This window comes from Metapseudomonas boanensis (genome assembly GCF_018704125.1).
GTDB lineage: Bacteria > Pseudomonadota > Gammaproteobacteria > Pseudomonadales > Pseudomonadaceae > Metapseudomonas > Metapseudomonas boanensis.
Map to the genome: position 1 here is coordinate 76306 of NZ_JAGTIS010000012.1, position 12512 is coordinate 88817.

Consider the following 12512-nt stretch of genomic DNA (forward strand, 5'->3'; position numbering starts at 1 on the left):
GATACGAATGAACCCTTCGCACCAATAGACGGAGACAACCTGCCTAACGGGTTAACGCAATGCGGAGCTCCTTATAGGGGCGATTTCACTCGCCCCTATAAGCCAGCCTCCTGGCACAGTTGCTTGGCCAGCATGCCGAGGGTCATGATGGCGCGCTCGGCCTCACGGTTCCAGGGGATACCACAGTTGAGCCGCACGCAGTGGTTGAACTGCTCGGTGTTACTGAAGATCAAGCCCGGCGCGATGCTGATGCCCTGCTGCAATGCGCGCACATGCAGATCCTTGGTGTTGACCTTCGCCGGAAGACTGATCCAAAGGATGAATCCACCATTGGGCCGGGTAATTTGCGTCCCCTCGGGGAAGTACTGCTGCACGCCGAGTTGGAACGCCGTGAGGTTCTTCCGGTACTCCTGGCGAATGTAACGCAAGTGCCGGTCGTAGCCACCGTTCTCCAGGTAGGCCGCGACGCCCATCTGGGTAACGCTGCACGCCGAATGAGTGCTGAAGGTCTGCAGTCGCTGGATCTCGGCCTGGTACTTGCCGGCGATCATCCAGCCGATTCGCACACCGGGCGACAAAGTTTTGGAGAAGCTCGAACAGTAGACCACCCGATCATCCAGATCGTAGGCCTTGAGCGCCTTGGAAGGCCCTTGGTCGAACATCAACTCCCCGTAGATATCGTCCTCGATGATCTGGATGTCGAAATCCGACGCCAGGCGCAGCAGCTGTTTCTGGCGATCCTCTGGGATGGTGCCGCCCAGGGGATTACTCAAGCGGGCCGTCAGGACCAGCGCCTTGATCGGCCACTGGTTGGCCGCCAGTTGCAGGGCCTCCAGGCTAACGCCGGTGGTGGGGTCACTAGGAATCTCGACGACCTTGAGCCCGAGCAGATCGGCCAGTTGCAACAGACCGTAGTAAGTCGGTGACTCTGTAGCGATCAGGTCGCCGGGCCGGGTCAGTACCCGCAGGCTCATCTGCAGTGCATCCACGCAACCATGGGTGATGACCACTTCGCTGGGATCCACGACCACACCCGCATCGCGCATGCGGATCGCCACCTGGCGGCGCAATGGCTCGAAGCCCGGGCTGAACATGTAGCTGAAGGCTCGGGGGCTCTGGAAACGGGTGACCTTGGCCAACTGCTGGTGCAGGGTGCGTACCGGCAGGTAGTCGACGTGGGGCACGGCCGCACCCAGCGGGAAGACGCCCTCACGGCGCGACTCGGTCAATACTTGCTGAATGATGCTGGCGCGCGTCACTAATCCGGGCCGCTCGACCCGCGCGATGTCCGGGGTGGAAGCCGTCAGGGCCGGAGTCTGGTGCACATAGAAGCCAGATTGCGGGCGGGCGCGAATCAGTCCCTGGTCCTCAAGGCTCGCATAAGCCTGTAGGACCGTGGCATGGCTGACGCTGAGCTGCGAACTCAACTTACGTACCGAAGGCACCCGCTCTCCTGGCTGGTACACGCCACGGCGAATGTCGTCGGCCAGTTGCTGGGCGATGCGTTGATATAACAACAGATTGGTCATGACGGCGGCACCTGTATCACTGGACCGAGACAGTATCCGAACACACCTGAAGTGCACCGGTACAGATCAATGAATTGTGGGCGATACAGTGAAATTGTCCAGGCCACAAAAAACCCCGGTGCCAGACGGCAGCCGGGGCTTTTGCGTTATGGACGTCAGCGGGCCTGGCCGAGAACGCCCTTGTCGTTGGAGAAGACAATCTCTACCCGACGGTTCTGTGCGCGCCCACGGTTCGAGGCGTTTTCCGCCACCGGATGGGCCTCGCCATATCCCTCCACCTGAATCCGCTTGGGATCGATACCCAGGTCTATCAGCGCATCGGCAACTGACTGCGCGCGCTCTTGGGAGAGCCTGAGATTGTCCTGCTTCTTGCCGCTATTGTCGGTGTAGCCTTCAACACGCACGATGCGCTTGGGGTTTATCTGCAGGAACTGCACGAGCTTGAGCACGGTGCGATTGGCCGAGGCCTTGAGGTCCGACCGTCCGGTATCGAACAGCACGTCACCCAGGGTCATCACTAGGCCACGATCGGTCTCGGTAGCCGCCAGGCTGATCATCTGCTCTTCCAGCCATTTACCCTGCTGCTGCACGCTGAGCAACTTGGCCTCCCGCAGCGCCAGCTGCAGGCGCTCAAGCTCGAGCTGCAGCTTGGCTGCGCGCGCCTGGTTGAGGCTCTGCTCGCTGTGCTGGCTGGCGATCTCGCTGTAGCGCTGGCTCAGGTACGCATAATGGGCAACGTCGTCTTCATTGCCCCAGTAGTTCGACAGCCGCTCGGCGCGTGCAAGCGACTCTCCAGCCCGGATAACGTCCTTGGGCGCGCTACCCAGGACGTCGGGATCTTCCTTGACCTTCTGGAACATCTGGCGTGCCTGCTCCAAGCTTTGCTCGGATTGTTGCTGGCCGGCACAACCGGCAAGCAGCCCCAGGCCCAGCATCACAACGATAGGCAGGTGGACTCTCGACATCACTGCTGGTCCCCCAATTGCTTGCGCAGGCGATTGATGCGCGCGGTCAGCTCTGCAAGCTGCTCCTGACTTTTCAGCGTAAGGACTTTCGACTCCGCCAAACGGGCATCCAGTTCGGCCTGCTCGGCCAGCACGCGAGCGCGCTTGTAATCCGCTTCGCCCATGTTCTTCTCGGCCAGGGCCAGCTTTTCCTGCGCCAACTTCAACTCTTCGACCTGCTCGCTGGCACCCACGGCCTTAGCCTGGGCGACAGCCTGTTCGGTCAGGCGCATCTGCTCCACTGGCGCCGGGTCATTGGCACAGCCAGCCAGCACCAGCGCGGTCAGGCCGACGGCCAGAAGGGACTTATCGATCACTGAAGATTTCCTAATCATTCGGGGGTGCTGACGGGCTGCATCTGAGAGGCCTTCCAGCGCTCCAGATTGCGTTCCAGCAGGGTTTTAGGCACCCCGGCGGCGACTAATTCTGTCATTTTTTTCGCCAGCTGTCCCCGCAGCCAGGGGTCGTTGCACGCTGAGTTATGCGACAGCGTGAAGTACAGACCCTCACTGGATATCGGCGGTTCCAATGCAACGAGATCATCCGCCATACCCAGAGTGTCGGCGAGCGCAAGGCCCCGGGCGCGCTCGTAAAGCACATAGTCGGTGCGATGCAGCAGCAGCTTCTGGTACGCCTGAGTCAGGTTGGGGATAGGTTCCAGGGTGAGGTTCTCCTGCGCGAAGCGGTCGAAGGACTCGCCAAAGCTGCTCTTGATCAGCTTGCTACCGTTACGGCCACGCAGGTCGTCCCACGTGCCGAGAGGAAACGCCCTATCGCGCTTCACCCAGACCACACTCTGCGTCTGCAGGAACGCAGGATGGACATAGTCCATGGTCTCGAGCCGGGGGATGGTCAGGACGGCGCCGGCAATCAGATCCACTCGCCCCGTCCGCACTTCATCCTGCGCTTTGGACCAGGACCCCGTGTAGATCACATCAACCTTCAGCCCCAACTCCTTGCCGATCTGCTTCAACAGGTCGGCGTTAGTGCCGATCAGGTGCTGCGGGTCCTGCGGATCGCGCCACAGATAAGGTGGATACTCCGGATTACCGGTCGCCACCAGGCGCTCGCACTTTCCCGCGGCCGTAGTCAGCCCAGGCAGGAAGCTGAGAAAGACGAGCAACGGGGCTAGCTGGAGTCGACGAGACATCTGGGTTTCCCGAACTGGACATTCGATTGGCTGAACCCTCGGCAACCTCACCCAGGGCGAGCACCATGCTAGCTTACTGAGGCCTGACCGAACCATTCGCAATAAGGATGTGCCATGAAAAAAGTACTGATCGCTTTCGTATTGCTGCTAACAGCAACGGCCGCGACGCTGTACCTGTCTCCAGCGGCCCTAATGACGGGCGTTCAGTGGGTCGAGCGCCAGCGCGCCGGACTCTCGGTTAACCAAGTCATGCTGGACGACCTGGCTATCCGCTACTACGAAGGCGGCTCAGCCAAAGCCGAAACCTTGGTGCTGGTCCACGGGTTCGGCACCAACAAGGACAACTGGCTGCGTTTTGCTGCCCTTTTCACCGAGCGTTACCACGTAATCGCGCTTGACCTCCCCGGCTTTGGCGACAGTGATCGGCCTGCGGGCAGCTATGACGTTGGCACCCAGGCCGAGCGCCTGGCCTCCTTCATCAAGGCACTGGAACTGGATAAACCCCATCTGGTCGGCAGTTCGATGGGGGGCCATATCGTGGCGCTTTACGCCGCCCGCTACCCGGATCAGGTCCGCAGCCTGGCGCTATTCGACAATGCGGGCGTACGCTCCCCACGCCAGAGCGAACTGCTGGCGCTTCTGGAGCAAGGCAAGCCCAACCCGCTGGTCGTCAAGAGCGCGGCCGACTATGACCGCCTGCTGGATTTCGTCTTCGTTACCCCGCCGCCGCTGACCACCGGCCTGAAGGCCTACCTGGCCGAACAGTCGATTGCCAATGAAGCTCATTACGACCTCGTATTCCAGCAACTGATGCAACGCTACATTCCCTTGGAACCCGAACTGCCGAAGATCAAGGCCCCGACCCTTCTGCTCTGGGGAGAAAGGGACCGAGTGCTCGATGTTTCCAGCATCGAGGTGATGAAGCCACTGCTACAGCGCCCCAGCGTGGCCATCCTGGAGAATTGTGGCCACGCCCCCATGATCGAGCGCCCTGAAGAAACTGCACGCCACTATCAGGCGTTTCTCGACAGCCTGTAACCATAAATTGGGGTCGCCTCGCGGCTGTAGCGGACCTCAGTCCGGGAACTCCCTCGGCCGAAGCCGGACTGAAGTCTGAGCTACCACCCGGCCTGAGCCTTCACTTCTTCTCCAAAATCAAAAAACCCGCTCAAGTGAGCGGGTTTTCCTGCGCAGCGGAGCAGGAATCGCTATTACAGCAGCTTTTCCAGTTCCGGTACGGCTTCGAACAGGTCAGCCACCAGGCCGTAGTCCGCGACCTGGAAGATCGGGGCTTCTTCGTCCTTGTTGATGGCGACGATGACCTTGGAGTCCTTCATGCCGGCCAGGTGCTGGATGGCACCGGAGATACCGACGGCGATGTACAGCTGCGGCGCGACGATCTTGCCAGTCTGGCCGACCTGCATGTCGTTCGGTACGAAACCGGCGTCGACGGCGGCACGGGAAGCACCGACAGCCGCGCCCAGTTTGTCAGCCAGGGCGTAGAGGTGCTTGAAGTTGTCGCCGTTCTGCATACCACGGCCGCCGGACACCACGATCTTCGCGGCGGTCAGCTCTGGACGGTCGGACTTGGCCAGCTCTTCACCAACGAAGGCGGACTTGCCAGCGTCGGTCACGGTGCTCACGGCTTCGATGGCAGCGGAACCGCCTTCGGCCGCAGCAGCGTCGAAACCGGTACCACGCACGGTGATCACCTTCACGGCCGCCGAGGACTGCACGGTGGCGATGGCGTTACCGGCGTAGATCGGGCGCTTGAAGGTATCCGCGCTTTCGACGGCGATGATCTCGGAGATCTGGTCGACGTCCAACAGGGCAGCCACGCGCGGCAGGTAGTTCTTGCCGTTGGTGGTGGCAGCGGCCAGCACGTGGCTGTAGCCCTTGCCCAGCTCAGCGATCAGCGGCGCGACGTTTTCCGGCAACTGATGAGCATAGGCAGCGTTGTCGGCTACCAGCACCTTGGAGACACCGGCGACTTTGGCGGCGGCTTCAGCTGCGGCACCTACGCCCTGGCCAGCGACCAGCACGTGGATGTCGCCGCCGATTTTTTGCGCAGCAGTAACGGTGTTCAGGGTGGCGGCTGCCAGAGCGGCGTTCGAATGTTCAGCAACAACCAGGATAGCCATCAGATTACCTTCGCCTCGTTCTTCAGTTTGTCGACCAGTTCAGCCACGGACTTGACCTTGATGCCGGCTTGGCGGGCAGCCGGCGCTTCGACTTTCAGGGTCTTCACGGTGGAAGCAGTGGAAACACCCAGGGCATCCGGGGTCACCACGTCCAGCGGCTTCTTCTTGGCTTTCATGATGTTCGGCAGCGACGCGTAGCGCGGCTCGTTCAGACGCAGGTCGGTGGTGACGATCGCTGGCAGGTTCAGCGCAACGGTCTGCAGACCGCCGTCGATCTCGCGGGTCACGTTGACTTTGTCGCCCGCCACTTCAACTTTGGAGGCGAAGGTGCCCTGGGCGTAGCCGGTCAGGGCGCCGAGCATCTGGCCAGTCTGGTTGTTGTCGCTGTCGATGGCTTGTTTGCCGAGGATGACCAGCTGAGGCTGTTCTTTCTCAACGACTGCTTTCAGCAGTTTGGCCACGGCCAGGGAGTTCAGTTCGTCAGCGCTTTCGACCAGAATGGCACGGTCGGCACCCAGGGCCAGGGCCGTACGCAGCTGCTCTTGAGCGGTGTTCGGACCGATGGTGACGACGACGATTTCACTCGCTACGCCTTTTTCTTTCAGACGGACGGCTTCTTCCACGGCGATTTCGCAGAAGGGGTTCATCGACATCTTGACGTTGGCGAGATCGACGCCGGAGTTGTCCGCCTTGACGCGGACCTTGACGTTGTAGTCGACCACTCGTTTGACAGCTACAAGAACCTTCATGGATTCCTCGTTACTCTCCGGTTAATAAGAATGTCGCCAAGACGAGCCTGGCCAGTGATGCAGGTCGGCCGGAACCGACTGTCAGCCCAGACAGCGAGCGCAAAACCGCCCGTATCTTGACCGTATCCCCCAATCGGGTCAATACGGAAAAATACCGCGTCATAAGCCGCAGAGCCTTATCCTATCAGGGTTTCACAAAATTCAAACAAACGTTTGTATTGGACCAGGCAAAGGGTCTGGATATAATGCGCCGGCTCAGGTCAGGGATCGAGCCTAGCCCTCCAACACAAAATATCGAAGAGCCTTGAGGAGATTGACTGTGGAACGCGAATACATGGAATTCGACGTCGTCATCGTCGGTGCCGGCCCCGCTGGCCTGTCCGCCGCGTGCCGACTGAAGCAGAAGGCCGCGGAAGCTGGTCAAGAGATCAGCGTGTGCGTGGTCGAGAAAGGTTCCGAAGTCGGCGCCCACATCCTCTCTGGTGCCGTCTTCGAACCGCGAGCCCTGAACGAGCTGTTCCCTGACTGGAAAGAGCTGGGCGCCCCGCTGAATACCCCGGTAGCCGGCGACGACATCTATATGCTCAAGGATGCCCAGTCCGCGATCAAGGTTCCCGGCCTCTTCGTGCCCAAGACCATGCACAACGAGGGCAACTATATCATTTCCCTGGGCAATCTCTGCCGCTGGCTGGCCCAACAGGCTGAAGGCCTAGGCGTAGAGATCTATCCGGGCTTCGCCGCCCAGGAAGCGCTGATCGACGAGAACGGAGTGGTTCGCGGCATTATCACCGGTGATCTCGGCGTTGACCGTGAAGGGAACCCGAAAGAGGGTTACTACACCCCCGGCATGGAACTGCGCGCCAAATATACCCTGTTCGCCGAAGGCTGCCGTGGCCATATCGGCAAGCAGCTGATCAAGAAGTACAAGCTGGACTCCGAAGCCGATGCCCAGCACTACGGGATCGGCATCAAGGAAATCTGGGACATCGACCCGGCCAAGCACCAGCCCGGTCTGGTAATCCACACCGCCGGCTGGCCGCTGAACGATGAGAACCCGGGCGGTTCCTTCCTCTACCACCTGGAGAACAACCAAGTCGTGGTGGGCCTGATCATCGACCTGTCCTACAGCAACCCCTTCCTGTCGCCCTTCGACGAGTTCCAGCGCTACAAGCACCACCCGGTGGTCAAGCAGTACCTGGAAGGCGGCAAGCGCGTGGCCTATGGCGCCCGCGCCATCTGCAAGGGCGGCCTGAACTCGCTGCCGAAGATGGTCTTCCCGGGCGGCGCACTGATCGGTTGCGACCTGGGCACCCTGAACTTCGCCAAGATCAAGGGCAGCCATACCGCCATGAAGTCCGGCATGCTGGCCGCTGAAGCCGTGGCTGCTGCACTGGCTGCAGGCAAGGAAGGCGGTGACGAGCTGACTGGCTACGTCGACTCTTTCAAGTCCAGCTGGCTGTATGACGAGCTGTTCCGCAGCCGTAACTTCGGCGCCGCCATCCACAAGTTCGGCACGCTCGTGGGCGGTGCCTTCAACTACATCGACCAGAACTGGTTCGGCGGCAAGATCCCGGTCACCCTGCACGACAACAAGCCGGATTACGCCTGTCTGAAACCTGCCGCCCAGTCCCAGCGCATCGAGTATCCGAAGCCGGACGGCAAGCTCAGCTTCGACAAACTGAGCTCGGTGTTCCTCTCCAACACCAACCATGAAGAGGAACAACCCTGCCACCTGAAGCTGGCTGACGCGAGCATCCCGATCGCCAAGAACCTGCCGATGTACGACGAGCCGGCGCAGCGTTATTGCCCGGCTGGCGTGTACGAAGTGGTGACCCAGGAAGACGGCGCCAAGCGCTTCCAGATCAACGCGCAGAACTGCGTGCACTGCAAGACTTGCGATATCAAGGACCCAGCCCAGAACATCACCTGGGTTGCCCCGGAAGGCACCGGCGGTCCGAACTATCCCAACATGTAAAAAACGAAAAGGCCCCTCGGGGCCTTTTTTCATTTTGCTTCGAACGGCTTGCTAGCTAGATGGTTCCGATGCGGAAGAACTGCCCGCCACTCCAGACACCAAGCCAGGTTACGCCGTCGATTTCGCGCGGAACGGCCAGCTCCACCAACTGATAGAAGACATTGCGATGGATCAGCGCCTCCAGATTGGCGCGCACATGCACGTAGGGCGAAGGCTCCTGGGTGAGCGGGTCCAGCGCGACTCGGATGCCGTGCTCTGCCCCAGCGAAGACTTCATCCTCCACGTTGGTGATGAATAGTAGCTGCTGCTCTTCACCCACCCCTTCGACCTGCACCTGAACAGCAACGAACGGCGCATCGTCGACCTGGATACCGACTCTCTCTACCGGCGTCACCAGGAAGTAGTCATCACCATCGCGTCGCATCACGCTCGAGAACAGCTTGACCATCGGCTTGCGGCCAATCGGAGTACCCAGGTAGAACCAGGTGCCATCACGCGCGATGCGCATGTCGATATCGCCACAGAAAGGTGGATTCCACAGGTGCACGGGAGCACCGCCCTGTTTGTCACCCTTAGGTATCTGCGCCAGCAGATCTCCGGCCTTTCCCGGGTCACTCATCTCACTCTCCTCAACGACTGAGCCCAAGCAGGCTGCGGGCATACTCCTCCAGGGGAGGGCCAATCAGATCTTCCGGTTTGGCGTCGTAGAACGTCAGAAAGCCGCCACGGTTACGGATACGCGCCGTATCGACCAGGTAGCGGGTATTGGTTTCCACCAGCATCAGTTGAATAACGCCACGATCACGTCCGAGGCGATCCAGGGCTTCCTGATCTTCCCACTCTTCATAGGTCCCAATGCGGTCATCGGCGCTGGCAAAACGAGCGTACAGCAGATAATGAGCGCCTTGTGCACGAGCTTGTCCCATCGCCGCCTCCAGGCCTGCCGGTCCGTTGGCTCGACGCACCATTGGGAAATATTCGACAAAGCCCTTGAAGGCCTCTTCCGCCACCACGTTGGGTCTCGGATAGGCGGACCCGGGCGGCACGAAATAACCCTGCGCGATATAAATGAACGAATCCGGTTGCAGACGCCAAGGGCTGGCACGCCGGGTTTCACTGTGATCGAGCAACCCAGCGTCGCTCAACTGGACACGGGTACCTTCGGCCATGTCGCTGACCTTCATGCAGCCGCCAAGGCTGAGAACAGTCAGGAACAGAATCATGCTACGCATCGTGCGGTCTCCATGCGCCGGTGACGTAAAACCGGCGGACAGGTAGTCGATGCAGCTTCCGCGCCATCACAGGCCACGCTGCCACTCCTGACGTAGACCAGCCTCGTCCGGATGCTCGATCGCGGCGCGGACCTGACCCAGCAAGCGATCTTTTTCCAACCCTAGTCGCCCCTTGAGGACGAGGTAGTTGGACGCATGGTCGCTGCGAAAAACGGTGTTCTTCAGCTCCAACGCCGCCAGCATGCGCTCGAGCTCGCCGAACAACCCCTGCTGGCTGAGCGGCTGGTAATCCGGGAAGCCATCGCGAAACCGGGCCTCCCCGACCGGAAAGCTGACCACAAGGGTCGACAAGTATTCTGGCTGCACGGCGTTCATCAGGCGCGCCGAATTGTCAGCATGCTGGACGCTCAGGGTTTTGCCGCCCAGACCGTTGAGAATCATCACCGAGCGGGTGATGCCTGCCTCACCGAGCTTATCCAGGGCGCTCAGGCTCGACTCGAACGTCTCGCCCTTGCTTACGCGCTCCAAAACCTCGTCGTCACCCGACTCGGCGCCGACATAAGCCATCGCAAGCCCCGCATCGGCCAACTCTTTGAGCTCGGCCACCGACTTCTTGCGCAGGTTCCTGGGCAGGCAATAGCTGGAAACCCGGCGCACCTCGGGCATGTGCTCACGAATGGCAGTCAGGATGTTCAGCAGCCGTCGCGTTGGCAGAACCAAGGCGTCGCCATCCGCGAGAAACACTCGCTGGACGATCAGGCGCTCGCCGCAACGACGGATATCCTCAAGCACATCAGACTCGTCACGGGCGCGAAACTTCTTTTGCGGTTGCGTGTACATCTCGCAGAAGGTGCAACGGTTCCAGGAGCAGCCGTTGGTAACCGGGAGGATCAGGGAATTGGCTTCACTCGGCGGGCGGAATACCGGGTCGATGTAGGAAATCGGAAAAGCGCTGGACATGGTCCTGATTAACTCTGCAAGACGGGAGTGAACTGACGCGGTAATCAGCCGCCAATAATCTTCATCACGGTTATGCCACCGGAAAATGCAACTTCCTGCTTGTCCGCCAGCGCCTTCACCAGCAAGCGCTGCAATGCGGGCAGCGCTTGATGGCGTGGCTTATCCAGCAGGTCACCAACAAAGTGGCGGTTACTGGAAGAAAGACAGCCATGCAGCCAGCCGGTGGACGACAAGCGCAACCGGGAACAGGTTCGACAGAATGGCACGCTCTCGTTGGCGATGACTCCGAAATAGCCCTGACCAGGCACTTCGTAGCGCAGGGCGGTGGCATCCAACGGCGCTTCAGCCTGGACGAACTCGTGAGAGCTGCCAATCAAGGCCAGGAGCTCCTCCATCCCAACGAACTGCTGATGGAACCCATTGGGGTCACGCGCCAGGTGGCCCATCCGCATCAACTCGATGAAGCGCAACTCGAAGCCGTGCTCCAGGCAGTACTCCAACAGCGGCAGTATCTGGTCGAGGTTCTTCCCGCGAAGGGGGACCATGTTTACCTTGATCTTCAAGCCCGCCGCCCTCGCCTCATCCAGCCCGGCAAGGACCGTAGCCAGGTCCCCACCACGCGCAATGCTGCGGAAGGCTCCGGCATCCAGGGTATCCAGGGAGATGTTCAGGCGACGGATGCCGCACTCGAGCAAGAGCGGCAACTTGCGGGACAGGAGTTGGCCATTGCTGGTCAAGCTGATGTCTTCAAGCCCTAACTGGCTGACCTCCCGCAGGAAGGGTTCCAGCTTCGGGCTGACCAAAGGCTCACCCCCGGTGACGCGCAGTCGTTCGATGCCGGCCGCTTCGATCAGGTAGGCCACACCGCGCACCATCGCCTCAGCAGACAGCTCATCCTGGGCCGCCACCAGACGTTTGCCGTCGGGCACGCAATAGGTGCAGGCGTAATTGCAAGCGGCGGTCAGGCTGATTCGCAGGTTTCGGAAGCGCCTGCCTTGGCGGTCAACGATCATGGGACGCTCCGGCAATGGATAAGCCGGAGTATATCCCTGCAACCAGCCGCCTCACATGCCCGCCAACGCGACATAGGCCTACTGAATACGTCAACCGGCTGGGGAGTCGCTTTCGCGCTTGCGCTTGTTGCCCATGCGCACGCCAATATCCATGAGGAACTGGAAGAAACCTTCCTGATCTTCGAGGACGCTGCTCCAGAAAGGCGAGTGGTAGAGTGCGACAGCGCCATGGACCAGCGCCCAGGCCGCGCAATAGTGAAAATACGGCGGCACATCTTCGAGCTTGCCCTCGGCTATCCGCCCTTTGATCAGCTGGGTCAGCCGTTCGAAGTTCGACGCGCGGATTTTGTGCAGCTGCTCGACCATCTCAGGTACCTGGCTGTTCTTGACCACCTTCTCTTCCAGACGGTCGAACAAGCGGTAACGCTGCGGATCACGCATACGGAACTCGAAATAGGCGCGCGACAAGGCTTCCTTGTCTCGATCCACATCGGCCGAATGCAGCAGGGCATTGAGGTCGCGCTCATAGTCGAGCATCAGGCGCAGATAGATTTCCGCCTTCGACTTGAAGTGCTTGTAGATGGTGCCTTTGCCGATACCCACTGCGTCAGCGATCATCTCGACGGTAACGCTGTCCTCACCCTCCTCGAGGAAGAGCTTAAGGGCGGTGTCGAGAATTTCCTGCTCGCGGCGGCGGAACTCACGGACTTTACGGGGTTCTTTCTGCATAAAGGGACTGTGGGGTCAAAAATCAAGCCG

The 12512-nt window shown here is 60.4% G+C and carries 13 protein-coding genes; 2 read left to right on the top strand and 11 right to left on the bottom strand.

The window, feature by feature from the left end; all coding sequences use genetic code 11:
* Positions 1-95: 95 nt before the first annotated feature.
* From J7302_RS19750 to J7302_RS19765, 4 genes are all read right to left on the bottom strand, one after another.
* Entirely contained in the window at positions 96-1529 is a 1434-nt protein-coding gene (locus J7302_RS19750; RefSeq protein WP_215378597.1) for an aminotransferase-like domain-containing protein, read from the bottom strand.
* A gap of 155 nt (positions 1530-1684) precedes the next feature.
* Positions 1685-2494, bottom strand: a complete 810-nt coding sequence (locus J7302_RS19755) for an OmpA family protein (RefSeq protein WP_215378599.1) — start codon at positions 2492-2494, stop codon at positions 1685-1687.
* Entirely contained in the window at positions 2494-2850 is a 357-nt protein-coding gene (locus tag J7302_RS19760; protein WP_215378601.1) for a DUF4398 domain-containing protein, read from the bottom strand. The genes J7302_RS19755 and J7302_RS19760 overlap by 1 nt, the downstream gene beginning before the upstream one ends.
* A gap of 14 nt (positions 2851-2864) precedes the next feature.
* On the bottom strand, positions 2865-3683 hold the full coding sequence (locus tag J7302_RS19765; RefSeq protein ID WP_215378603.1) for a substrate-binding periplasmic protein: 819 nt from the start codon (positions 3681-3683) through the stop codon (positions 2865-2867).
* 114 nt (positions 3684-3797) lie between these two features.
* Between J7302_RS19765 and J7302_RS19770 the strand changes: the two genes are divergently transcribed.
* On the top strand, positions 3798-4721 hold the full coding sequence (locus J7302_RS19770; protein ID WP_215378605.1) for an alpha/beta fold hydrolase: 924 nt from the start codon (positions 3798-3800) through the stop codon (positions 4719-4721).
* A gap of 173 nt (positions 4722-4894) precedes the next feature.
* Here J7302_RS19770 and J7302_RS19775 read toward each other — a convergent pair whose 3' ends face one another.
* Together J7302_RS19775 and J7302_RS19780 are read right to left on the bottom strand one after the other, a co-directional pair.
* Positions 4895-5824, bottom strand: a complete 930-nt coding sequence (locus J7302_RS19775) for an electron transfer flavoprotein subunit alpha/FixB family protein (protein ID WP_215378608.1) — start codon at positions 5822-5824, stop codon at positions 4895-4897.
* Complete coding sequence (locus J7302_RS19780) at positions 5824-6573, bottom strand: electron transfer flavoprotein subunit beta/FixA family protein (protein ID WP_215378610.1); 750 nt, start codon at positions 6571-6573, stop codon at positions 5824-5826. Before J7302_RS19780 ends, J7302_RS19775 begins: the two co-directional genes overlap by 1 nt.
* 319 nt (positions 6574-6892) lie before the next feature.
* Here J7302_RS19780 and J7302_RS19785 point away from each other — a divergent pair, with 319 nt between their 5' ends.
* A complete protein-coding gene (locus J7302_RS19785; RefSeq protein WP_215378612.1) occupies positions 6893-8548 on the top strand; it encodes an electron transfer flavoprotein-ubiquinone oxidoreductase in 1656 nt (551 codons plus the stop codon).
* Positions 8549-8603: 55 nt separating this feature from the next.
* Here J7302_RS19785 and J7302_RS19790 read toward each other — a convergent pair whose 3' ends face one another.
* The 5 genes from J7302_RS19790 to J7302_RS19810 all read right to left on the bottom strand — a co-directional run bounded on the left by J7302_RS19790 (position 8604) and on the right by J7302_RS19810 (position 12482).
* Positions 8604-9167, bottom strand: coding sequence for a DUF1285 domain-containing protein (locus J7302_RS19790; protein ID WP_215378614.1), 564 nt, complete (start codon positions 9165-9167; stop codon positions 8604-8606).
* A 10-nt stretch (positions 9168-9177) separates the two neighbouring features.
* On the bottom strand, positions 9178-9780 hold the full coding sequence (locus J7302_RS19795; RefSeq protein WP_215378616.1) for a DUF4823 domain-containing protein: 603 nt from the start codon (positions 9778-9780) through the stop codon (positions 9178-9180).
* A gap of 66 nt (positions 9781-9846) precedes the next feature.
* Positions 9847-10740, bottom strand: coding sequence for a radical SAM protein (locus tag J7302_RS19800; RefSeq protein WP_215378618.1), 894 nt, complete (start codon positions 10738-10740; stop codon positions 9847-9849).
* 44 nt (positions 10741-10784) lie between these two features.
* On the bottom strand, positions 10785-11753 hold the full coding sequence (locus tag J7302_RS19805) for a GTP 3',8-cyclase MoaA (protein ID WP_215378620.1): 969 nt from the start codon (positions 11751-11753) through the stop codon (positions 10785-10787).
* A gap of 90 nt (positions 11754-11843) precedes the next feature.
* Complete coding sequence (locus J7302_RS19810; RefSeq protein ID WP_215378622.1) at positions 11844-12482, bottom strand: TetR/AcrR family transcriptional regulator; 639 nt, start codon at positions 12480-12482, stop codon at positions 11844-11846.
* Between the last annotated feature and the right edge of the window lie 30 nt (positions 12483-12512).

Coding starts and splice junctions, on each gene's coding strand:
- J7302_RS19750 (WP_215378597.1), bottom strand. CDS start 1,529: ATGACCAATCTGTTGTTATATCAACGCATCGCCCAGCAACTGGCCGAC.
- J7302_RS19755 (WP_215378599.1), bottom strand. CDS start 2,494: ATGTCGAGAGTCCACCTGCCTATCGTTGTGATGCTGGGCCTGGGGCTG.
- J7302_RS19765 (WP_215378603.1), bottom strand. CDS start 3,683: ATGTCTCGTCGACTCCAGCTAGCCCCGTTGCTCGTCTTTCTCAGCTTC.
- J7302_RS19770 (WP_215378605.1), top strand. CDS start 3,798: ATGAAAAAAGTACTGATCGCTTTCGTATTGCTGCTAACAGCAACGGCC.
- J7302_RS19775 (WP_215378608.1), bottom strand. CDS start 5,824: ATGGCTATCCTGGTTGTTGCTGAACATTCGAACGCCGCTCTGGCAGCC.
- J7302_RS19780 (WP_215378610.1), bottom strand. CDS start 6,573: ATGAAGGTTCTTGTAGCTGTCAAACGAGTGGTCGACTACAACGTCAAG.
- J7302_RS19790 (WP_215378614.1), bottom strand. CDS start 9,167: ATGAGTGACCCGGGAAAGGCCGGAGATCTGCTGGCGCAGATACCTAAG.
- J7302_RS19795 (WP_215378616.1), bottom strand. CDS start 9,780: ATGCGTAGCATGATTCTGTTCCTGACTGTTCTCAGCCTTGGCGGCTGC.
- J7302_RS19800 (WP_215378618.1), bottom strand. CDS start 10,740: ATGTCCAGCGCTTTTCCGATTTCCTACATCGACCCGGTATTCCGCCCG.
- J7302_RS19805 (WP_215378620.1), bottom strand. CDS start 11,753: ATGATCGTTGACCGCCAAGGCAGGCGCTTCCGAAACCTGCGAATCAGC.
- J7302_RS19810 (WP_215378622.1), bottom strand. CDS start 12,482: ATGCAGAAAGAACCCCGTAAAGTCCGTGAGTTCCGCCGCCGCGAGCAG.